Source organism: Streptomyces sp. NPDC002669 (assembly GCF_042889165.1).
Lineage (GTDB): Bacteria > Actinomycetota > Actinomycetes > Streptomycetales > Streptomycetaceae > Streptomyces.
This window is the reverse complement of the sequence record NZ_JBIAQQ010000013.1, coordinates 17,808-39,560: the sequence shown is the minus strand read 5'-3', so window position 1 is coordinate 39,560 and position 21,753 is coordinate 17,808. Positions and strand designations below refer to the sequence as shown.

Genomic DNA, 21,753 nt, shown 5'->3' with positions numbered 1-21,753 from the left:
GAAGGAGAGGCGGAAATCCTGCCGGGGCCTGTGGACTACGTACCGGTTGTGGAAATCTCCGTCACCGTCACGTACCTCTCCCGCACCTCGCGGTACCGCGCGAGTTCGGCCGCCACCGGGTCGAGGACCCGCGCCCGCCCGCACGCCGCCGCCGCCTCGCGCAACTGCCGCTCGGCCTCCTGCCCGTACCGTCGCGCCGGCCCCCGCGCCGCGACCACGCACGACCACTCCACCAGGGGGCCGCCGACGACCCCGGCCAGCATCATCAGGGCCGGGACGACGAAGCCCGGTTCGAGCACCCCGACGATCTGACCGACCAGCCAGAGACCGCCGAAGACCTGCAACAGCGTCATCGACACCTGGGCCAGCACGGCGGCCGGCCACCATTTCGGCCTGGGCGGCCGCCCGTTCGTCCGCCCGCCGTGCGCCGTACCGGAGGTCCCGGCCGTCCCCGGCTCCTTGGCCGCCGCACCGCGCCCCTCCTCGCCCGCGCCGTCGGCTCCGCCCGTACCGTTCGCCCGGCCCCGCTCCTCCACGGCCCCGACCCGTTCGACCAGTTCGTCGAGCGCCTCCGGCAGCCCCTCCGCACCGTTCACCGCCGCCTCGCGGACCGCCTGCGCCCAGGGGCCCGGCAGCCCGTCCGCGGCTTCGTCCGCCACCGCCCGGACCGCCTGCTCGACGCGCTGCCGGGAGGTGAGCCGCTCCTCGGGGGGCGCGGGCTGCACGGAACGCTCCGGGCTCCCGGGCCGCCGGGTGGACTCGTACCAGCGCCACAGCCGCAACCACGGTGTGCCGCAAGCCCGTCCGGCGTTGCGGCGCCACTCGCGTTCGGCCGCCTGGCCCGTCGCCGCCGCCCCGACGGCCTCCGCGAGCCGGTCGGCGAACTCCTCGCGGGCCTGTTCGCCGAGTCCGGCCCGCCCCTCGGTCACGTACACCGGGCGGAGCCTGGCCGCGGCGACGTCCACGTCCGCGGAGAGCCGGCGGGCCGCCGCGGTGCGTTCCTGGACGAACCGGCCGAGCACCTCGCGCAGTTCGCCCACCCCCTCACCGGTGAGCGCGGACAGGGACATGACGGTGGCACCGGGCTCGCCGTGCTCGCCCAGGGCCATGCCGTCCTCGTCGAGCAGCCTGCGCAGGTCGTCGAGGACCTGGTCGGCGGTGTCGCCGGGCAGCCGGTCGATCTGGTTGAGGACGACGAAGGTGACCTCGGCGTGTCCGGCGAGCGGCCGCAGATAGCGCTCGTGCAGCGCCGCGTCCGCGTACTTCTCCGGGTCGACGACCCAGATCACCGCGTCGACCAGCGCGAGCACCCGGTCGACCTGGTCGCGGTGGCCGGTCGCCGCCGAGTCGTGGTCGGGCAGGTCGACCAGGACGAGCCCCTGCAGGGCCTCGTCGGCCTCCGTACCGCCCTGCTGCGGCCTGCGCCGCAGCCGCCCCGGGATGGCGAGCCGGTCCAGCAGGCCCGCGGCCCCGTCGGTCCAGGAACAGGCGATGGGGGCGGAGGTCGTCGGCCTGCGCAGCCCGGTGTCGGAGATCTGGGCGCCCGCGAGGGTGTTGAAGAGGGTCGACTTGCCGCTGCCGGTCGCACCCGCGATGGCGACGACGGTGTGCCGGGAGGAGAGCCGCTGCCGCGCCGCCGCCTCGTCGAGCACCCGTCCCGCCTCGGCGAGGGTGGCCCCGTCGAGCCGGGCCCTGGACAGCCCGACGAGTTCGCGCAGCGCGTCCAGCCTCGGCCGGAGCGGGCCGCCGGAGGGCACGTAAGCCTCGACCTGGGGCAGCCGCGCGTCGTCGTCGCTCATGGTCTCGGGTTCGGGGTCGGCCGCCCTGGCGGCGGCCCGGCGGGCGATGAGCCCGTCGTTCCACTCCCGGCCCGGCTCGGCCGGACGGCCCACCGTGCCGCCGTCCCGCCCCTCGCCGTCGACGTTCCGGCCGGGGCCCGCCGCCCGTACGGCCTTTTCGGCGTCCGGGCCCGGGCCCGTCCTCGTCCCGGTCCTGCGCCCCGGGATGTCGGCGTCCCGGTTCCCGTGCGGGGCGGAGCTTCCGCCCCGGCCGGTTCCCTCGTCGGTGACGGCAGTCATCACTGCCACCTCTCCTTCTGCAGTACGGACAGCGCGGCGATCAGTTCGGCCTGCGGCTCCGGGGCCACGTCGAGCGCGTCGAGCGGGGCGAGCCGCCGGTCGCGCTCGCCGTTCAGCACCCGGTCGAGGCAGTCGGTGAGCAGGGCCCCTCCCTTGTCGCGCAGCCGCAGCGCGCCCTGGGCACCGATCCGTTCGGCGAGCTGCTCCCCGGCGCCGCGGGTGCGGCGGCCGCCGAGCAGCGCGGCGGCCAGCAGCGCCGTCACGGTCCCGGCGTCGGGGGCGGCGTTGCGCTCCAGCCGGCGCACCTCCTCCTCGGCCAGTTCCTCCAGGACCCGCCACCACCGCCGTACGGCCATGGCGATCCGGCCCCGGATGTCCTCGGCGGGCCCCCACCCCCCGGCCTCCCGGCCGACGTCCTCGAAGCCGAACGCCCCGGCCGCCGGATCGCGCCGCCAGGTCGTGCGGATCTGTTCGTCGGCGGCGGCCACGGCGCACTGCAGGAGCGCGGCGAGGCTCTCGACCAGCGCTTCGAGGAGTTCCTCGGAGGTGCTGTACAGGGGGTAGCCGCGCCATCTGGTCCGGGCGTCCCCGGCGAGCACGCCGCCGCCGCGCAGCCTCCGCCGCACCCGGGCGCCCTCCGTCCGGTACGCGTCCTCGACCACTCCGCTCAGCCGTACCGACGCCGCGTACTGGGCCGCGACGGCCCCGGCCAGCTCCAGCATCCGCACGTCCAGCGAGGCGATGGCCCCGGCCGCCGTGCGCCCGACGGCCTGCTGGCGGGCCGCCGGGTCCTGGGCGCGGTGGCTGAGCCAGGCCCGCAGCGGGGCGACCGCGGTCGTGGGCAGCAGCCCGTTGCCGCCACCGGCCGACTCGGGCAGTTCGGGGATGGTGAAGCGCGGCACCTCGCCGAGACCGGCCCGGGTGAGCAGCGCCCCGTACTGCCGGGAGACCTCGCCGATCACCTGGTGCGGCACCCGGTCCAGGACGGTGACGAGCGAGGCGTCGTACTGCTTGGCGGTGCGCAGCAGGTGCCAGGGCACCGCGTCCGCGTACCGGGAGGCCGTGGTCACCATCACCCATACGTCCGCGGCGCAGATCAACTCGGCGGCCAGCACCCGGTTGCGCACCACGAGCGAGTCGATGTCGGGCGCGTCGAGCAGCGCGAGCCCGCGCGGCATTCCGGGCGCGGTCTCGACGCGCAACGCGTTCGCGTCCTCCTCCTCGCCCCCGTCGAGCTCGTCGCACCCGTCGGGGCCCCCGGTCTCCTGCGGGGGCAACCAGACCCTGGTCAGCTGCGGCAGTACGCGCACCCCCGCGAACCAGTGGTGGTCGTCCGGATGGCAGACCAGCACAGGTGTCCGGGTGGTCGGCCGCAGCACCCCGGCCTCGCTGACCCGTCTTCCCACCAGGGAGTTGACGAGCGTCGACTTCCCCGCGCCGGTCGATCCGCCCACGACGGCGAGCAGGGGCGCTTCGGGCTCCCTCAGTCGGGGAAGCAGATAGTCGTCGAGCTGGGCGAGCAGTTCGTCCCGGGTCTGCCGGGCGCGTGCCGCCCCCGGCAGCGGAAGTGGAAGACGCACGGCAGCGACACGGTCGCGCAGGGCGGAAAGTGCGTCGATGAGCTGAGGCCGTCCATCCAAGGTCACCACATGCGAAGAATGCCCAATTTTGAAGCCTTTTTGAAGCGTATAACCCCCTCTGCGCGCCGGTTCTCCATCGAAAATGGAGTCGGGACAGAGGGGACGAGTGGGGCGCAGGCATAACGAGTGCACAACACCCGGCGCGCGAGACGCCAAAAGCGGTGCGCGAATCCCACCTACCTGCGATTATCGGTTCGCTTCACCGAACCTCCACATCGTGCCACGCAGGTGAAGCAACCAGGACGAGGCAACAGGAGCTCTATCCTTGTTCCGGCTGGTCACCAACCGGCCCGGCCCCAGGGCTCCAGTCCGCCGAGGCCACCACCCGGCCCCCGTAGCTCAGTGGATAGAGCAGGTGCCTTCTAAGCACTTGGCCGCAGGTTCGAGTCCTGCCGGGGGCGCACAGCGCGCAGGCCCATGGGCCCTCCGACCAGGAGGGCCTTTTTTCTCGGGCGGATGCACGCTAGCGAAGACCACGTAGTGACGGCATAAGCCCTGGTGGCCCGGGATCCGGCCGGGAGAGCCGGGAGCAACGCCCCGCGGGGGCGGGTCAGGCGCGCAGGTACGTCAGGACCGCCAGGACCCTGCGGTGGGTCTCGTCGGCGGGGGGAAGGTCGAGTTTGGCGAGGATGTTGCCGATGTGCTTGCCCACCGCCGCCTCGGAGACGACCAGTTCGCGGGCGATGGCGCCGTTCGACCTGCCCTGGGCCACCTGGGCGAGCACCTCGCGTTCGCGGGGGGTGAGGCGTTCCAGGGGGTCGCGGCGGCGGCGCAGGAGTTGGCGTACGACCTCGGGGTCGACGACCGTGCCGCCGTCGGCGACCTCGTGCAGGGCGTCGATGAACTCCTCGACCTGGCCGACCCGGTCCTTGAGCAGGTAGCCGACGCCCGAACCGTCGCCGGAGTCGAGGAGGTCGGCGGCGTAGGTGCGTTGCACGTACTGGCTCAGGACCAGCACCGGGAGGGCGGGGCGTCGGGTGCGCAGGCGGATCGCGGCGTGCAGGCCCTCGTCCTGGAAGCCGGGCGGCATCCGGACGTCCGTCACGACGATGTCCGGGGCGTGTTCGGCCTCGGCCGCCACGAGGGCCTCCGCGTCCCCGACCGCCGCGACCACCTCGTGGCCGAACCGGCCGAGCAGGCCGGTCAGTCCGTCGCGCAGCAGCACGCTGTCCTCGGCCAGGACTACCCGGAGCGATCGGTCCACTCGCAAGGAATCTCCACACGCAATCGGGTCGGTCCCCCGGCCGGGCTGGACAGCGCAAGTCTGCCATCGAGCACGGATACCCGGTCGGCCAGGCCGGTCAGCCCGCTGCCGCCGCCGGTCGTGCTCGCGCCGCCCCGGCCGTCGTCGTGGATCTCCAGGAACAGCCGGTCCCCGGTGTGGCCGCCGCTGATCTCGGCGCGGCTCGCCCCGCTGTGCCGGGCGACGTTGGCCAGTGCCTCGCAGACCACGAAGTACGCGGCGGCCTCGACGGCTTCGGGGAGTCTGCCGGGCAGGTCGAGCCGGAGGCCGACGGGGATCACGGAGCGTTCGGCGGCGTCGGCGACCGCCGCCCGCAGACCGTAGTCGGCCAGGACCTGGGGGTGGATGCCGTGGATCAGCTCGCGCAGTTCGGCCAGGGCCCGGCCCGCCTCCTCGTGGGCCCTGGCCAGTTGGTCGGCGAGCGGGCCGGGCGGGGCGTCCAGCCGGGCCAGGCCGAGCATCATGGTGAGCGCGACGATGCGTTGCTGGGCCCCGTCGTGGAGGTCGCGCTCGATGCGGCGGCGCTCGGCCTCGAAGGCGTCGACCAGCCGGACGCGGGAGCGGACCAGTTCGACCAGCCGGTCGTCCAGTTCCGTCGGTCCGGGGACGAGCAGGAGGCGGGTCAGCGCCGCGCGCGCCCCGGCCGCCGCGCCCAGGGCGTACCCGCCCAGCAGCAGGAGCACGAGGCCGCCCGCCGCCGTCGCGAAGGCCCCGGACCACGTCGTGACCGTCCACAGCTTCACCACGCGGAGTTCCTCGCCGTCCCCGTACACCCGCAGCAGCACGGGGGTGGCCGCCATCGTCAGCGGTACGACCGCGCAGACGGCCACCACGAGGGCGTCGAGCGGCCACAGGACCACGGCGAACAGCAGCGCGTACCCGAGTTCCCCCCAGGTGGCCCGCTCCCGGAACCGGCACGTCAGCCAGCTCCACAGCCCCGGTTCGGCGGGCCTGCGGTGCGGGTCCGGCGCCGGTCCGGGGTCCATCAGCCGCAGTCGGCGCCGCTCCAGGGCCGCCACCGGAATCCCGGTCAGGGCCATGAGCGCGAGCAGCGGCAGCCCGATCAGTACGAGGGAGAGCGCGCCGCCCACGACCACCCCGAGCACGCCCGCCACCAGGAGGACCGCTCCCGCCGCCGCGCCGCCGGTCAGGTAGCCGGCCGACCGCCAGGGCCAGGAGGACAGCGGGTAACGAGGACCGGGCAGGGCCTGCCACACGGTGCGGGAGCTCATGGCCCCACCGTAGGAGGCGATTTCGGGGCGGGACATACCCGCTGCCCGACTCCCGGGGGTGGGGCGGGCCCCACCCCCGGGCGCGTCGTCAGCGGTTGAACGAAGCGCCCAGTCGCGCGCCCGTGCCCACCGTGCCGAGGGTGCCGTGGCCGAAGGTGAACGAGCCCTTGGCCGTCACGCCGGAGGCCGTGGCCGGGAAGACCCACAGGGAGCCCGCGCCCGTGTTCTCGCCGGGTGCGCCGACGACCAGTTCGCCGCGGCCGTCGCGGTCGGCGTCGACCAGCTTCACGGCGGCGCCGAACCCGTCCCCGGCCTCGGCGGCCCCGGGGACGTCCGCGGTGTCCTGGTTGAAGCCCAGGGTGCCGGTCCCGGTGGGGCCGGAGGCGGTGCCGGGGAGGATCAGGACCGAGCCCGCCCGCTTCTTCGTGCCGAGGGCCTCGCCGGGTACGCCGACGGCGATGTCGCCGTAGCCGTCGCCGTTCATGTCGCCGACCGACAGCGAGGCGCCGAAGCCGTCGCCCGTCTCGGCGGCGCCGGGGACACCGGCGCTGTCCTGGTTGAAGACCTTGGCCCGGTCGCCCCGCGGGCCGGTGGGTCCGCCCGGGACATAGGTGACCATGCCGCCCCGGGCGAGCGGGTTGTCCAGGTCGCTGTCGTAGCCCTCGACCATGCGGCCCACGACGAGGTCGGCGTACTTGTCGCCGTCGACGTGACCGGCCTCGATGGTCTCGCCGGCCTGGAGGCGGTAGCCGTTCGCGCCCTTGACGACGGTGTAGTCCTCGGCGAGGCCGGTGGCGCCGCCCCTGCGGACGATGGCGCGCCGGGCGTCGTACTCGTCGCCGTCGTGGACGACACCGGCGAGGTCGTCGCGACCGTCGCCGTCGAAGTCGCCCGCGGTGAGGTCCATGTACCGCAGGTCGTCCATGTCGCGGATCTCCCTGACCGGGGCCGCCGCGCCGCCGTCGCGCCCGAACGGGCCGGACAGGACGTGGAGGACGCTCCTGCCGAGGGTGACCACGTCCGTGTCGCCGTCGCCGTCGAAGTCCCCGACGGCGACCTTGCCGCCGATGCCCTCGTACTGCTCGTCGCCGGTCAGCAGGGTCGCGCCGCCGGACAGGCCCTGCGGGCCGCCCCAGATCACCGTGAGCGAACCGGCGGACCCGGACGTGCCGGCCTTCTCGTTCTCCGCGCCGACGACGAGGTCGCCGTACCCGTCGCCGTCGAGGTCGGCGGCGGCCGTCGCGCCACCGAACCGGACACCGGCCGCGGCGGTGCCCGGTATTCCGGGCGCATCCTGGGTGAAGACCTGCTTGGTGGAGGTCTGCAGGCCCTTCGCGGAGCCGTACACCACGCCCACGTACCCGGCTTCGGCCCGGCCCCCGACGGTGGCGTCGGGGGCGCTGAACGCCACGTCCCGGTAGCCGTCGCCGTTGAAGTCGTCGCGGCGCGCGGCCGGGGTGGGGACGGCGGATTCCGCGGACGCCGGGGCCGTGGCGGGGGCCGTTCGGGGCGTCGCCGCCCCCGCGGTGGGAAGGGTGATCACGGCGGTCGTCGCGGTGAGGGCGAGGACGACGGCGGTTCCGAGGGCACGGGCTGCCACGGGGGCTCCTTCGGTCGGGTTCGGGAAGGACGTTCCGGAGGGTGCGCGGAGTACCGGCACCGTGCAGGCTCAGACCGGTGGGAACGGGCCGGGGTTGCCCCGCGGGCCGGACCGTCACAGCTCCTCCACGCGCCGGGCGCGCGGCGGGTCCGTTCGTGGCCCGGCCCGTGGTGCGAAGGGGACGGGGCGTGTTCGCGAAGGGGCGGGCCCGTGCGAAAGGTCCGGCCCGTGGTGCGGGTACGTCTTACGAGCCGACCGCGGCCAGCAGGACGAACGCGGCGAGCGACAGGAGCGTCCGGACCCGGTGGAGCCGGTTCCACCGGCCTTCGAAGGCGGCGCGGGCGGCGCCGTCGTCGTCGCCCTCCGACTGCGCGAGCCGGTTGTTCAGCGGGACGTTGCCGGCGATCGTGATCAGGTGGCTGCCGACCGCGCAGGCCAGTGCGGCCAGGGCGAGCACCCGGTCGATGCCGTCGTCGCCGAAGACCACGACGGCCGGGAAGGCGATCACCCCGAAGAAGAGGAGCAGGAAGAACGGGCCGGGAACCTTCTCGTTGAAGCGGCGCATGGCGTCCGTGAACCGCTCGTCCGGCAGGACCGCCAGGCCGGGCATGATCGAGGTCAGGAACGTCAGCATCAGTCCGGCGTAGAGCCCGGTCGTGATGACGGCGAGGGCCAGGAACAGGGATTCGAGGGAGGAGGACATGGGATACATCATGTCGTCGGCACACGCGTCGCACAGCCCACTTCCGCAGGGCGGTGCGACGCGTCAACTCCCTTGTGCCGGAGGTCAGTCGATCTCCCCCTCGGCTTCTCCCCCGGTCGCGCCGTCGCGCCTGCCGTCACGCAGCCGGGCGGCCTGCTCGATCGCGGTCGCCAGCTTCCGCACCGAGTCGTCCTCGGTGTCGGTGGCCAGCTTCCCGGCCCGCGAGGCGAGTTCACCGAGGCCGGGCGCGCCCGTCAGTTCCTCGCCGCGCAGCGACTGGGCGAAGTAGGCGGCGACGGCGGTCACCTGGAGTCGCCGGGAGGAGCCGCCCCACAGCGGGCCGTCGATCGTGTCCGTGGTGACGGAGCCGGTCCGCTCGTGGGGTTTCCTGGTCTTCGGGTCCTGCCAGCGCACGGTCGCGGTCGCCACGTGGCCGGACGCGCCCTCCTTGAGGCGCACCGCGTAGAGCGCCGTCACCGTGTGGCCGGGGCCGACCTCGCCGCCGTCGACGCGGTCGTTGCGGAAGTCCTCGTCGGCGACCTTCCGGTTCTCGTACCCGATGAGCTTGAACTGCTTCACGGTCTCCGGGTCGAAGGCGACCTGGGCCTTGGCGTCGCGGGCCGTCAGTTCGAGGTGGGCGGGCAGTTGGTCGACGAAGACCTTGCGGGCCTGGGTCTCGTCGGCGATGTACGTGGTGTGGCCGTCGCCCTTGTTGGTGAGCTCCTCCATCAGCGCGTCGCCGTACTCACTGCCGACGCCGACCCCGAAGAGGGTGATGCCGTACTCGCGGCGGGCGGAGTCGATGCGCTTCAGGATGCCCTCGGCCTCGGTCTCGCCGGTGTTGGCGAGCGCGTCGGAGAGCAGGACGACCCGGTTGGTGGAGCCCTTGGCGCGGCCCTCGACCGCCTCCTCGTAGCCGCGCCTGATGCCGGCCTCCACATTGGTGGAGTCGGTGGGCTCCATGGAGCCCACCCGGTCGCGGATCTTGTCCCGGTGGCCCCCCACCCGGGTCATCGGCAGCAGGGTCTCCGCCTCGTCGCTGAAGGTGACCAGGGAGATCGAGTCGTCGTCGCGGAGTTCGTCGGCCAGGATGCGCAGGGACTGCTTCACCAGGTCGAGGCGGCCCGCGGCGGCCATCGAGCCGGAGATGTCGACGACGAAGGTGAGCGCGGCGGGCGGCCGGGAGGAGCGGGAGGGGGCGGCCCTGGTGGCCAGCCCGACCCGCACCAGCGACCAGTCGGCGTTCTTCGCCGTGGGCCTGGCCCCGTCCATGTTCACGGCGAAGCCGTTGCCCTCCGGCCTCCGGTAGCCCTGGCGGAAGCTGTTGACGAACTCCTCGGGCCGCACGGTCTCCGGCCTCGGCAGACTGCCGTCGGCCAGGACGCGGCGCGCGTAGCCGTAGGAGGCGGTGTCGACGTCCAGGGCGAAGGTGGACAGGTAGTCGGGCGCGACCGGCGGCGCGGATTCCTTCGGCCCGTCCACGTCCCGCTTCTTCTCCGCGCCGCTCCCGGCCGCGCCGCCCGGGGCGGCGGGCGCGGGCGCCCCGCCCCGCACGCCCCGCTGGTCGCTCGTGGTGGAGTCGTACGAGGTGCCCGAGCATCCGGTGAGCAGCATCCCTCCCGCCAGCAGTGCCCCGAGGGCCCCCTGCCACGTCCGCGGGAGTCCCCTTCCGTACGTGCCCGCCCGGCGCGCCCCGTGCTTCCTCGTCCGGTGTTCCATCGCTTTCCCCCCAATGTCTTGGTGCCTGCACTTGTGAATGTGACGTGCGAGTCGGCGAGTCGGAGTCGACGAGGATGTTGCGGAAGAGTCTCGATGCGGCAACAGCGGCCGGGAAACGGGCCGGACGTCAAGATCGGGGCACGAAGTCCTCACGACGGGGGAACGTCGCCGAACCGGTGCGGGTGACCGTGCCCGTATCCGTGTCCCCCGACCGCGCGGGGCCCCCGGGCGGTCGGTCCGAACCGTCACATGCCGCGGAAGGTGACGCTCCGGCGGCGATGCGGAAAAGGCACCCGAGTGGCACCAGATGGGGACCAGAGGGATCAGGAGGACCAGAAAGGCGAAGGCAAATGAACCGCTTCCGAACCGCCATCGGGGAGGGAAGGCACCGGAAAACGAGGTTTCCCGTATTTATCCGGGGATAGGGTCCGGTGAGTTTCGGCACCCGGGAGCCACGGTGTCCAAAAGGAGCGGTGACGCAGCCCTGATCTGCTGCTACGTCATGGTCGACACCAGTGGGCACACCGGAACACACCTGCGCACGGAGCCCTCCGCCGACCGGCCGACGCCATCGGTCGCCAGGTTTTTCAGGCCAACCCGTCGACCGTCCCCGGCTTTTTCCGTCGTCTGCTGCACCGTCGCTCGGCGCCGTGTACTAATAAGGGTGTTCAACGGCACCACGAGACCGACCACAACCTGTCTTCTCCCGTTCACCTACTGGAATTTGACGTCAGGTCATCGCGCGTAGAGTTCCTGGGTGAACACCGGGTCCGGAAGGGCCGCCGGTCCATGTCACGACCCCCGGCGGCCGGGCCGGCTCCCGTCGGACGGCCGCGGTGTTCACAGCACTTCCTGACCCGATCCGGTTGTCCGGGACATCCTCTCCCGGCCGAGAGTATGAGGCACGTTCTGTGAAGGTTCGTACGAGTCGGCCGGGCGCCCTGATCTCCGTGGGCCTGGCAGCGACGCTGTTGACGGGGTGCGGGTCCCAGAACGACATCTGGCAGTTCGACTCCAAGGAGAGCATGGTCGTCGGGATGTCCGACGACATCCTCGCGACGGACCCGGCCGCGGGCTACGACCCCGGGTCCTGGCTGCTGTTCAACAACGTCTTCCAGTCCCTGCTGAGCTTCCCGCCCGGGTCCTCCACCCCGGTGCCGGAGGCGGCCGACGAGTGCGGCTTCTCGGAGGACAGCAAGACCTACACCTGCACCCTGCGCGAGGGGCTGAAGTTCAGCAACGGCCACAACCTCACGTCGAAGGACGTCAAGTACTCCTTCGACCGGGCGATCAGGATCAACGACCCGGCGGGTCCGGCGCCGCTGCTCTCCACCATCGCGTCGATCGAGACCCCGGACGTGCGGACGGTCGTCTTCCGCCTCAAGGTGCCCGACGCCACGTTCCCCAGCAAGATCGCCTCGGGTGCGGGTTCCATCGTGGACCACGAGGTCTACCCGGCGGACAGCCTGCTCAAGGGCGACAGGGCGATCGGTTCCGGCCCCTACGAGCTGGACTCCATCGACAAGTCGAAGGCCGACTTCTCGGTGTACTCCGGCTACCGGGGCAACGCCGAGGTGAAGAACTCCGGTGTGACGCTTCGGCTGTTCCGCGGCGATCAGCAGGCCCTCAAGGCGTCCCTGGAGAAGGGCGACGTGGACGTCGCGTACCGAGGTCTCACCGCCAAGGCGATAGCCGCCCTGGACACCTCGCCCGGCGCCGACAAGGACAGCATCGAGGTCGTCCAGGGAAACAGCGCCGAGGTCCAGCACCTGGTCTTCAACGTGGCCGACCCCGTGGTCGGCAAGCTCGCCGTGCGCAAGGCCATCGCCCATCTCGTCGACCGGTACGCCCTGGTCAGCAAGGTCTACGAGTCCACGGCGACACCGCTCTACTCGATCGTCCCGGTCGGCATCACCGGCCACGGGACCTCCTTCTTCGACACGTACGGGGACACCCCGCGACCGAAGCTGGCGAAGAAGCTCCTGGAGGACGCCGGCATCACCGACAAGGTGAAGCTCACCCTCTGGTCCACCCCGAGCCGTTACGGCCCCGCCACCGACGACGAGCTGCGGACCATCGCCGAGCAGCTGAACCGGAGCGGTCTCTTCGACGCCCGGATGAAGTCCGTCCCGTTCGACGAGTACGAGGAGAACATCTCCGAGGGCAAGTACGGCATCTACGTGAAGGGCTGGGTGCCGGACTACCCCGACCCCGACAACTTCACCCAGCCGTTCTTCGGCAAGGGCAACGTGCTGGCGAACAACTTCGAGAACGGTGAGATCTCCCGGATCATCCCGCGGACGTCGTCCATGACCGACCGCGCGAAGACCCGGCAGGAGTTCATGAAGCTCCAGGACATCGTGGCGGACCAGCTGCCGCTGCTGCCGCTGTGGCAGGGCAAGCAGTACGCGGTCGCCCACGAGGACGTCCGGGGCCTGCAGAACTGCCTGGACACCTCGACCGTCTTCCGGTTCTGGGAGCTCAGCACCGCTTCCTAGGGCCTTCCGTTCGGCTCGGGGACCGGGGCGGCTCCCAGCGGGTACGGGTCCTCCCGGGGCAGCAGCCGGGCCGCCTCGTCGAGGTCCCCGGCCGCCACCAGGGCGTGGACCTGCCGGGCGAGCGGGGTGACGTCGCGGATGGACACCGTCCACTCGTCCGCGTACCGCCGCGACGCCTCGCCGGAGAGCCCGAGCTGGAGGGAACGGTACGGCAGCCGGTCCAGGCGCAGGTCCCGCTCGGGGTCCCACTGGACGCGCGCCGGGGCCCGGCGCAGGGCGTGCTGCCAGGTGGCGTGGTCGGGGTGGACTCCCCGGACGTAGTGCGAGAGTTCGGCCCCGGCCAGGGCCCGGTCGAAGCCCTCACGGGTGATCTCGACGGCCAGCACGGTCTCCTGGCCCTCCTTGGTGCCCCAGCCGCAGCGGTACATCATCCACAGGAAGCTCGGCTTGATCCACGTCATGCGGTCCCGCTTCCAGCTGTCGGGGAAGCGCCCGTCGCGCGCGGCCGGGAGGCCGATGGACGGGGTGTACGCCTGGTAGACGGTGATCGTGTCGTCCGTGTGCTGGGCACGGATCTCGTACTGCGGCCTGGTCGGAGCGGTCATGGCCCCCATCAGAACACCGGCCCGGCGGTCCCTGCGAACGAATTCCCGGGGACCGCGGGCCAGGGGCCGGACGCCCGGTTCAGGACACGATGTCCTTGCGGCCGAAGCCGCGGAAGGCGAGGGCGAACAGGATCAGGGCGTACGTCACCGAGATCGCCGCACCCTTCGTCATGCCGGCCCACTCCAGATCCGGCTGGAGCGCGTCCGCCCAGGCGAACTGCCAGTGCGCGGGCAGGAATTCGCGCCAGGAACCGAGTGCGGTGACGGCGTCCAGCACATTGCCGACGATGGTCAGCCCGACCGCGCCGCCCACCGCGCCCAGCGGGGCGTCGGTCCTGGTCGACAGCCAGAACGCCAGTCCGGCGGTGACCAGTTGCGAGACGAGGACGAACGCGACGGCGAGTGCCAGCCGGGGCACGGTGTCCGAGGTCGCGAGCGCGCCGCCGGTGGGGAGTTCGAGCGGCCCCCAGCCGTACGCGACGGCCCCCGCGGCCAGGGCGACGAGCGGCAGCAGCACCATCGCGGCGAGGCTGAAGCCGAGCGCCACGACGAGCTTGCTCCACAGCAGCCTGGCCCGCGGCACGGGCGCCGCCAGCAGATAGCGCAGCGAGGACCAGCTCGCCTCCGAGGCGACGGTGTCGCCGCAGAACAGCGCCACCGGCACCACGAGCAGGAACCCGGCGGAGACGAACAGACAGGTCGCGGCGAAGTTCGCGGCGGAGGCCGTCGCGGTGTCCATCAGGGTGATCCGGCTGCTGCCGCCGCCCCGCGATTCCGGGGTGCCGCCGATCGCGAAAGCGACGATCAGGACGAACGGCAGTGCCGCCAGCACCCCGCCCATGATCAGGGTGCGGCGTCTGCGCAGCTGACGCATCGCCTCGACCCGCAGCGGCAGGGTGTGCCGGGGGCGGTAGCCGGGGGCCCCGGCGGTCTCGGCGGCTTCGGTGACGTCGGTGACATCGGCTGCGGCACTCATGCGGAGCCTCCGGAGATCAGGGTGAGGAACGCGTCCTCCAGTCGGCGGTGCGGCCCGACGCCGGTCAGCGGCACGTCGAGCCGGACCAGTTCGGCGATCAGCTCGGCCGGGGTGGCCCCGTCGAGCCGTACGAGCAGCCCGCGGCCGTCCTCCGTGCGGGCGGCCGAGCCGATCCCGGGCAGCGCGGCGACCTTCTCCGCGAGGGGTTCGGTCACCTCGCGCGCGCTGGTGACCAGCAGCGTTTCCCCGGACCCGGTGATCTCGGCGACCGGGCCAGCCTGGACGAGCTGGCCCCGGTCCATGACCACGAGGTGGGTGCAGGACTGCTCGACCTCGGAGAGCAGGTGGCTGGAGACGATGACGGTCCGGCCGCCGGCCGCGTACCGGATCATCACGTCCCGCATCTCGCGGATCTGGGGCGGGTCGAGTCCGTTGGTCGGTTCGTCGAGGATGAGCAGGTCCGGCATGCCGAGCATGGCCTGGGCGATGGCGAGCCGCTGCCGCATGCCCTGCGAGTAGGTGCGGACGGCGCGGGCCAGGGCGTCGCCGAGCCCGGCGATCTCCAGGGCCTCCTCGATGTGCGCGTCCCCGGCGGGCCGTCCGGTGGCCTGCCAGTACAGCTCCAGGTTGGCACGCCCGGACAGGTGCGGCAGGAAGCCGGCGCCCTCGACGAACGCGCCGACGCGGGACAGCACGGGCGCGCCGGGCCGGACGGCCTGCCCGAAGACGCGGATCTCGCCGTCGTCGGGCGTGATGAGCCCCATCAGCATGCGCAGGGTCGTGGTCTTGCCCGCGCCGTTGGGGCCGAGGAGCCCGAGCACCTGCCCCTTCCCGACCCGGAAGGACAGGTCCTTCACGGCGTACCGGTCGGCGGACTTCGCGTACTTCTTCGACAGTCCGGTGATCCGGAGGGGTACGTCGGCGAGCGCCGGATCGGGCGCGGGGGCCGCGGCGCGGCGCCGGGCGGTGAGCAGCAGGGCGGCGGCGATCACGACGGCGGCGGCCGGCAGCGCCCAGGTCCAGCTCGGCAGGGGGGCCGCCGCGGTCCTCAGGCCGGGGGCGGTGGGGACGGTGAGAGGGCCGGCGGGGGTCACGGTGTACGTCGCGGGCGCGGCCGGTGAGGCGTAGCCGAGGTCGGTGGTGGAGAGGACCAGGCGGAGCCGGTGCCCGGCGTCGAAGTGGTGGTCGATGGCGGGGAGGGTCAGCCGTACGCCCCTGCCCTGCCGGTCCTGCGGGATGCGGACGGGGGCGACGAGTTGGGAGGGCAGCAGTTGTTGCCTGCCGTCCGGGGACACGTCGTAGACCTTTCCGAACAGGACGGCGTCGCCGGAGTCGGTCCGGACGTCGACGGTCACGGTCGGGCTGCCGGTGACGCTCAGCGGCGCGTCCAGCGGGGCCGAGTCGAAGCGGGCGTGCTGGCCGGGGAAGTCGAGCGAGAGCCCGACGCCGAGGGACGACAGCCGGGAGAGGCCGCCGCCGACGCCGGGCACGGCCGAGACGGCCGGCGGAGTGGCCCCGGCGGGGTTGCGGAACGTCTGGGTCCGCCGCCCGACGCCGATCTCCTTCTTCCCGCTGTCCAGCCCGGGGTACGTGTCGCTGCTCGCCCCGCGCGCGAGGGCGGCCCCGTCGGTGGAGTCGACGCCCCCGGTGCGGGTGACGCGGAAGGCGGGGCCGGTGTCGGCGCTCTTGTCGCCCTTCAGGTACCGGTCGAACCAGCGGCCGATGCGCTGCTGGACCCGGTCGGTCTCCGGGTCGCCGCCGTCGTGTCCGCCGGCGATCCAGTCGACGGCGACCGGGGCGCCGTTGTCGCTGATCGCCCTGGCCATGGCATCGGCCTGGCCGAGCGGGAAGAGGGAGTCGGTCTGTCCCTGCACGATGAGCGCGGGCACGTCGATCCGGTCGGCGACGGCGCTCGGGGAACGTCCGGTCAGCAGCGCGCGGGCGGCGGCGTCCGGTTTCCCGTCGACGGCGACCCGTTCGTACATCTCGCAGAGCCGCTTCTCGAACTTCTGGCAGCCGCCGCCGGTGGTGACGAAGATCCCGGCCCAGAGCTTCTTGAAGACCCCGTCGGGGAAAAGGGCGTCGGCCAGGTTCCAGTAGGTGATCTGCGGGGCGACGGCGTCGACGCGCTCGTCGTGCCCGGCTGCGAGGAGCGAGACGGCTCCGCCGTAGGAGGCACCGGTGATCCCGACGCGGGGATCGCCCTCGGCGTCGAGTTCCACCTCGGGCCGGTCCGCGAGCCAGTCGATCAGCCGGGACACGTCGCGGACCTCGCGGTCGGGGGCGTTGAGCGAGATCTCCCCGCCCGACTTCCCGAACCCGCGCGCGGACCAGGTCAGTACGGCGTATCCGGCCCCGGCCAGCTGTTCGGCCTGGTCCCGCACGTCGTCCTTGCTGCCGCCGAATCCGTGCCCGATCAGCACGGCCGGCCGGCGCTGCTCGCCGCCGGCGGTGAAGTACGAGGTGTCGATGGACACCCCGTCGAACCGCATCGTCCGGTCCTTGCGGTGCACGGCGGGCGCACCGTCGTCGGCCGCGGCGGTCCAGGTTCCCGCACCGGCCAGCACGACGAGTGCCGCGAGGCCCGCGGCCCACCGGCCCCGCCTGCGGGGCAGCAGTCGCCGCCGGCGGGGCGCGTGCGCATCGGAGGTGTCCATGGTCCCGACCCTAAGCGGACGGCCGCCGCGCACGGACAGCCGGCAGAGGGAACTCCTCGGCCTCCTCCCGGCGTACGGGGACCGTCCGCCGTACTGCGGACGCGGTATGCCGCGCCGTCGGGACAGACCGGACGCGGCGTCGGAACGGGCCGGACGTACCACCGGAACGAGCCGGAACGGTCGCGGAACAGGCCGGACGTACCGCCGGAACGGACCGGAACCGTCGCGGAACGGACCGGACGCGGCGCGGAACGGGCCGCACGCGGCGCCGGGCCACCGCGCCGGGCATTCCGTTGCCCCGAGCGACCTTGTCATGGACACAGAAAAACGGTCTACTCGCATAGACCGATGTGACCGACCCTCAGCCGCTCGTCGGGCGCGGTGGTCGCCTCGTCATTCCCGCAGTACTCCGTCTTTCGTCAGGAGAGATCCTTGAGTACCTCCACACCGCTGCGCACCGCACTGATCGGCGTCGTACTGTCCGCGACCGCGCTGATTCCGCTCCAGGGCACCGCGCTGGCCGCGCAGCCCGGAACGCGCACGGCGGCCCCCTCCGCCGCCCCCGCCTCCTCGGTCGCCGGCATCGAGGACGCCACCGCGCTCGCGCTCGCCCGTTCCCTCGCCGACCCGGCCTGGAACAGAGAGGTCCGCAGAGCCGCCCTGGCCGCGGATTCGGTCGGCCTCGGAGAGCTGACCGGCGGCGCCGCCGCCGCGGCCGGCCGGAAGCTCGCCGCCGGGATCGCCGGGGCCGACCGGGGCGTCGCCACCGCCAAGGGCCTGGGCGACGGCGCGGGTTCGCTGCTGCGGCTCGGTCTGGCGGACGCGTCGATGCGAAACCGGCTCTCCTCCGGCTCGGCCCCGCTGGTGGCCGCCGCCCCGTCCGACGACGACGCCTCGACGTTCACCGCGTACGACAGCCGGGGCGCGGCCCACGAACTGTCCCTGGACAGGGCCCCCGACCGGCCCGTCTACCTCGTCGACGTCGACGGCACGAAGGCCGTCGCCGAGGGGCTGGAGGTCATCGACAGGGCCCTGCGGTCCAAGGGGCTGAACGCCCCCGCACCGGCCGCCGGGCCCACCACCCCGACCGCCGCTTCGGGCATCGACACCACCCGGATCGACTCGGTGCGGATCTCCGACGACGAGGAGCCGTTCTTCAAGGGCGACGCCGAGATCTTCACCCTCGTCACGGGCTTCGGCAAGGACGGAAAGCCCCGCGTCGACACCGTCGAGATGCCCTACCTGAACAAGGCGGACACGACCTACTACCCGGGCCAGGTCCTGGTCAACTGGTCCAACTACAAGTACGACCTGGCCGACGCGGTCATGATGGAGGACGACGGCGACACCAACTACCAGGCCCTGGCCAAGGCCATCGTCACGATCCTGCTCACCATCACCGACCAGGGTGCGTACATCCCGCTGGCCGACGCGCTCCTCGACGCCATTCCCACCAACTGGTGGACCGACGACCCGGACTACGTCGACTCCTGGTACACCCTCGCCAGGACCAGCAGCGGCAAGCGCGACGGCGCCGCGGGCAACGGCTGGATGTCCGTCTCGCCGTACCACGTGCCGGAGCTCTGACCGGCCGCGGCGCGACATGACGTGAGGCACCGGAGCATGCGCGGCACACGGGCGGCGCGCATGCTCCCCGGAGGTGTCATGCCGGGCACCTGACATTCGTCATACGGACCTCGGTACACGCGGCTCTGCCGGGCGACGGGCCCCGGCGGCCAGTCTGTACACATCGAGAGCGGGGCCGCGAAAGGCCCCCGCCACACGGGAGAGGAACCCGTCATGACCAGCCCGGCCGCCACCGCCACCGCACCCGCCGCAGTCGCTCCGGCCGCCGCCGCACCCGCCGCGGACGGCCGGTCCACGCGGCGCGGGGCGATGCTGGACAACGTGCTGCCGCTGCTGGTGGACGTGGGGGTGCCGCTCGCCTCCTACTACGTGCTGAAGGCGACGGGCATGGGGACGTTCGCCGCGCTGGCCTGGAGCAGCGTGCTGCCGGCCGTGCGCACCGCGTGGAGCGTGCTGCGCGGGCAGCGGCTCAACGGGCTGGCGGCGCTGATCGTGACGGTCAACGCGGTGAGCCTGCTGACGAGCCTGGTGGTGGGCGACCCGCGGCTGATGCTCGCCAAGGACAGCGGGGTGAGCAGCGTCGTCGGGATCGTCGTCCTGGTGACCGCGCTGAAGGGGCAGCCGATGATGAGCGCGGGCGTGCGGCCCTGGCTGGTGGGGGGCGACGCGGCCAAGGCCGCCGCCTGGCAGCGGCTGTCGGCCGGGTCGGCGGCGTTCCGGCGGGCGGAGACCCGGTTCTCGGTGGTGTGGGGCGTGGCGCTGCTGGGCGAGTGCGTGGTGCGTGCGGTGGGGGCGTACACGGTGCCGGTCGAGACGATGGTGTGGCTCGGCACGGTGATCATGGTGGTGACGCTGGTGTCCGCGTTCCTGGTCTCGGGGCGGGTGGGCGCCGTCCCGATGCAGCGGATGATCGCCGAGGCCGTCTGTGCGGAGAAGGCGGCGAAGGCCGGGACCGCCGCCCGGTGACCCGATGACGGGCCACCGGCCGGAGGGGGGCCGGAGGCCGAGGGCCGGGGAGGAGCCGTACGCGGCTCCTCCCCGGCCCTTTTCCGTCCGCTCCGTCGGCCCTCCCGGACCCGCTCTCGGCCGGACGGCCATTACCGGAGAGGTAATTGAGGCGTTCGCGGGCCGGTCATTACCTTCCCCGCAGGGGCCTGCGCCCCTCCGGTCCCGCACCCGGACCGGCCGTAGGGCAACGAAAGGAAGACCTCATGATGTCGTTCCGGAACGCGGGTACGGTCCCGGCGACGGGCACCGGCCGCTCCGACGGCCTTCTCCGGTTCGCCCTCCTGGCGGACGCCGTCCTCACCGGTGCGAACGGCATCGGATACCTCGGACTCGGCACGGTCCTGGACTCGTTCCTCGGCGTGCGTCTCTCGGTGCAGTACCCGGTGGGCGTGTTCCTCGTCGGGTACGCCCTGTGGGTGCTGGCCGTCTCCCGCCGGGAGGACATCCGCCGCGGCCCGGTCGCCGTCGTCATCGCCCTGAACGCGGCCTGGGCCGTGGCGAGCGTCGTGACGGTCGCCGTGGACGCGCTGACCGCGACGGGCATCGGCAACGGATGGATCGTGTTCCAGGGCCTGACGGTGGCGGCCATGGGCGCGCTCCAGTACCTGGGGCTGCGACGGATGTGAGGGCACGGGGGACGGCCCGCACGGACGGGGGAGGTGTCCGGGCGGGCCGTCGGGAGGGGGGTACGAAAGGGATCAGTGGTTGCGGGGGAAGCCCAGGTCCACGCCCGCCGGGGCGTCGGCCGGGTCCGGCCAGCGGGTGGTGACGACCTTGCCGCGGGTGTAGAAGTGCACCCCGTCGTTGCCGTAGATGTGGTGGTCGCCGAAGAGGGAGTCCTTCCAGCCACCGAAGGAGTGGTAGCCGACCGGCACCGGAATCGGCACGTTGACGCCGACCATGCCGGCCTCGATCTCCAGCTGGAAGCGGCGGGCGGCGCCGCCGTCCCGGGTGAAGATCGCGGTGCCGTTGCCGAACGGCGAGGCGTTCATGAGGGCCACGCCCTCCTCGTACGTCTCGGTGCGCAGGACGCACAGCACCGGGCCGAAGATCTCGTCCTTGTACGCGTCCGAGTCGGTGGACACGTTGTCGAGCAGGGAGAGGCCGATCCAGTGGCCGTTCTCGAAGCCCTCGACGGTGTAGCCGGTGCCGTCGAGCACCACGTCGGCGCCCTGGGCGGCGGCGCCCGCGACGTAGGAGGCGACCTTGTCGCGGTGGGCGGCGGTGATCAGCGGGCCCATCTCGGACGTCGGGTCGTTGCCGGGGCCGATCTTGATCTTCTCGGCGCGCTCCTTGATCTTGGCGACCAGCTCGTCGGCGATCGAGCCGACCGCGACGATCGCGGAGATCGCCATGCAGCGCTCGCCCGCGGAGCCGTACGCGGCGGAGACGGCGGCGTCGGCGGCGGCGTCCAGGTCCGCGTCCGGCAGCACCAGCATGTGGTTCTTCGCGCCGCCGAGCGCCTGGACCCGCTTGCCGTTGGCGGAGGCGGTGGTGTGGATGTAGCGGGCGATCGGGGTGGAGCCCACGAAGGAGACCGCGGCGACGTCCGGGTGGTTCAGCAGGCCGTCGACGGCGACCTTGTCGCCGTGCAGGACGTTCAGCACGCCGTCCGGCAGACCGGCCTCGGCGGCCAGCTCGGCCAGCAGGTTCGCGGCCGACGGGTCCTTCTCGCTGGGCTTGAGCACGAAGGTGTTGCCGCAGGCGATGGCCAGCGGGAACATCCACATCGGCACCATGGCCGGGAAGTTGAACGGGGTGATGCCGGCGACGACGCCGAGCGGCTGGCGGATCGCGGCGACGTCGACCCGGCTGGAGACCTGGGTGGACAGCTCGCCCTTGAGCTGGGTGGTGATGCCGCAGGCCAGCTCGACGATCTCCAGGCCGCGGGCCACCTCGCCCAGCGCGTCCGAGTGCACCTTGCCGTGCTCGGCGGTGATCAGCGCGGCGATCTCGTCGCGCCGGGCGTCCAGCAGCGCGCGGTAGCGGAAGAGGATCGCCGTGCGGGTGGCCAGCGAGGACGTGCCCCAGGAGGCGTAGGCGTCCTTCGCGGCGGCGACCGCGGCGTCCACCTCTTCGAGGGAGGCGAGCGCGACCTGCGTGGTGACCTCTCCGGTGGCCGGGTCGGTGACCGGGCCGTGGTTGCCCGACGCGCCCTCGACGGTCTTGCCACCGATCCAGTGGTTGACGGTCTTCATGACAGAAAC

15 protein-coding genes and 1 tRNA gene are annotated in these 21,753 nt (G+C 72.8%); 5 read left to right on the top strand and 11 right to left on the bottom strand.

The features are described 5' to 3' along the window. Window positions 1-35 precede the first annotated feature (35 nt). Both ACFYW1_RS20405 and ACFYW1_RS20400 read right to left on the bottom strand, forming a co-directional pair. Window positions 36-2,078, bottom strand: coding sequence for a GTP-binding protein (locus ACFYW1_RS20405; RefSeq protein ID WP_388994681.1), 2,043 nt, complete (start codon window positions 2,076-2,078; stop codon window positions 36-38). Then, on the bottom strand, window positions 2,078-3,718 hold the full coding sequence (locus tag ACFYW1_RS20400; RefSeq protein ID WP_388995081.1) for a dynamin family protein: 1,641 nt from the start codon (window positions 3,716-3,718) through the stop codon (window positions 2,078-2,080). Before ACFYW1_RS20400 ends, ACFYW1_RS20405 begins: the two co-directional genes overlap by 1 nt. Before the next feature lie 328 nt (window positions 3,719-4,046). Here ACFYW1_RS20400 and ACFYW1_RS20395 point away from each other — a divergent pair. Then, window positions 4,047-4,119: transfer RNA gene (locus ACFYW1_RS20395), tRNA-Arg, on the top strand. 149 nt (window positions 4,120-4,268) lie between these two features. Here the strand turns inward: ACFYW1_RS20395 and ACFYW1_RS20390 are convergent. From ACFYW1_RS20390 to ACFYW1_RS20370, 5 genes are all read right to left on the bottom strand, one after another. Further along, window positions 4,269-4,928 carry a response regulator gene (locus tag ACFYW1_RS20390; RefSeq protein ID WP_388994678.1) on the bottom strand — a complete coding sequence of 220 codons (660 nt, stop codon included), beginning with the start codon at window positions 4,926-4,928 and terminating at the stop codon, window positions 4,269-4,271. Beyond that, complete coding sequence (locus ACFYW1_RS20385) at window positions 4,901-6,193, bottom strand: sensor histidine kinase (RefSeq protein WP_388994675.1); 1,293 nt, start codon at window positions 6,191-6,193, stop codon at window positions 4,901-4,903. The genes ACFYW1_RS20390 and ACFYW1_RS20385 overlap by 28 nt, the downstream gene beginning before the upstream one ends. An 88-nt stretch (window positions 6,194-6,281) precedes the next feature. Continuing rightward, the gene (locus ACFYW1_RS20380) at window positions 6,282-7,793 is read right to left on the bottom strand and encodes an FG-GAP repeat protein (RefSeq protein ID WP_388994672.1); all 1,512 of its coding nucleotides are present in this window, start codon (window positions 7,791-7,793) and stop codon (window positions 6,282-6,284) included. Window positions 7,794-8,037: 244 nt separating this feature from the next. After that, window positions 8,038-8,496 (bottom strand): DUF1772 domain-containing protein, encoded by a 459-nt coding sequence (locus ACFYW1_RS20375; RefSeq protein ID WP_388994669.1) that lies wholly within the window; start codon window positions 8,494-8,496, stop codon window positions 8,038-8,040. An 84-nt stretch (window positions 8,497-8,580) separates the two neighbouring features. Further along, window positions 8,581-10,110: a von Willebrand factor type A domain-containing protein gene (locus ACFYW1_RS20370; protein WP_388994666.1), complete on the bottom strand. Its 1,530-nt coding sequence runs from the start codon at window positions 10,108-10,110 to the stop codon at window positions 8,581-8,583. A 1,016-nt stretch (window positions 10,111-11,126) separates the two neighbouring features. On the opposite strand from ACFYW1_RS20370, the gene ACFYW1_RS20365 reads away from it, so the two are divergent. Next, window positions 11,127-12,713: an ABC transporter substrate-binding protein gene (locus ACFYW1_RS20365; RefSeq protein ID WP_388994663.1), complete on the top strand. Its 1,587-nt coding sequence runs from the start codon at window positions 11,127-11,129 to the stop codon at window positions 12,711-12,713. Here ACFYW1_RS20365 and ACFYW1_RS20360 read toward each other — a convergent pair. The 3 genes from ACFYW1_RS20360 to ACFYW1_RS20350 form a co-directional block, all read right to left on the bottom strand. Beyond that, window positions 12,710-13,318 (bottom strand): DUF4291 domain-containing protein, encoded by a 609-nt coding sequence (locus ACFYW1_RS20360; RefSeq protein WP_388994660.1) that lies wholly within the window; start codon window positions 13,316-13,318, stop codon window positions 12,710-12,712. The genes ACFYW1_RS20365 and ACFYW1_RS20360 overlap by 4 nt on opposite strands. Before the next feature lie 79 nt (window positions 13,319-13,397). After that, complete coding sequence (locus ACFYW1_RS20355; RefSeq protein WP_388994657.1) at window positions 13,398-14,294, bottom strand: ABC transporter permease; 897 nt, start codon at window positions 14,292-14,294, stop codon at window positions 13,398-13,400. Next, window positions 14,291-16,861 carry an alpha/beta fold hydrolase gene (locus ACFYW1_RS20350; protein WP_388995078.1) on the bottom strand — a complete coding sequence of 857 codons (2,571 nt, stop codon included), beginning with the start codon at window positions 16,859-16,861 and terminating at the stop codon, window positions 14,291-14,293. Before ACFYW1_RS20350 ends, ACFYW1_RS20355 begins: the two co-directional genes overlap by 4 nt. A gap of 522 nt (window positions 16,862-17,383) precedes the next feature. Here ACFYW1_RS20350 and ACFYW1_RS20345 point away from each other — a divergent pair. The 3 genes from ACFYW1_RS20345 to ACFYW1_RS20335 all read left to right on the top strand — a co-directional run bounded on the left by ACFYW1_RS20345 (window position 17,384) and on the right by ACFYW1_RS20335 (window position 20,172). Then, on the top strand, window positions 17,384-18,538 hold the full coding sequence (locus ACFYW1_RS20345; RefSeq protein ID WP_388994654.1) for a DUF3103 family protein: 1,155 nt from the start codon (window positions 17,384-17,386) through the stop codon (window positions 18,536-18,538). Between the two features lie 213 nt (window positions 18,539-18,751). Next, window positions 18,752-19,504, top strand: a complete 753-nt coding sequence (locus tag ACFYW1_RS20340; protein WP_388994651.1) for a VC0807 family protein — start codon at window positions 18,752-18,754, stop codon at window positions 19,502-19,504. A gap of 245 nt (window positions 19,505-19,749) precedes the next feature. Then, complete coding sequence (locus ACFYW1_RS20335) at window positions 19,750-20,172, top strand: hypothetical protein (protein WP_388994648.1); 423 nt, start codon at window positions 19,750-19,752, stop codon at window positions 20,170-20,172. A 72-nt stretch (window positions 20,173-20,244) separates the two neighbouring features. On the opposite strand, the gene mmsA is transcribed toward ACFYW1_RS20335, so the two are convergent. Next, window positions 20,245-21,744 (bottom strand): CoA-acylating methylmalonate-semialdehyde dehydrogenase, encoded by a 1,500-nt coding sequence (mmsA, locus tag ACFYW1_RS20330; protein ID WP_388994645.1) that lies wholly within the window; start codon window positions 21,742-21,744, stop codon window positions 20,245-20,247. Window positions 21,745-21,753: the final 9 nt, after the last annotated feature.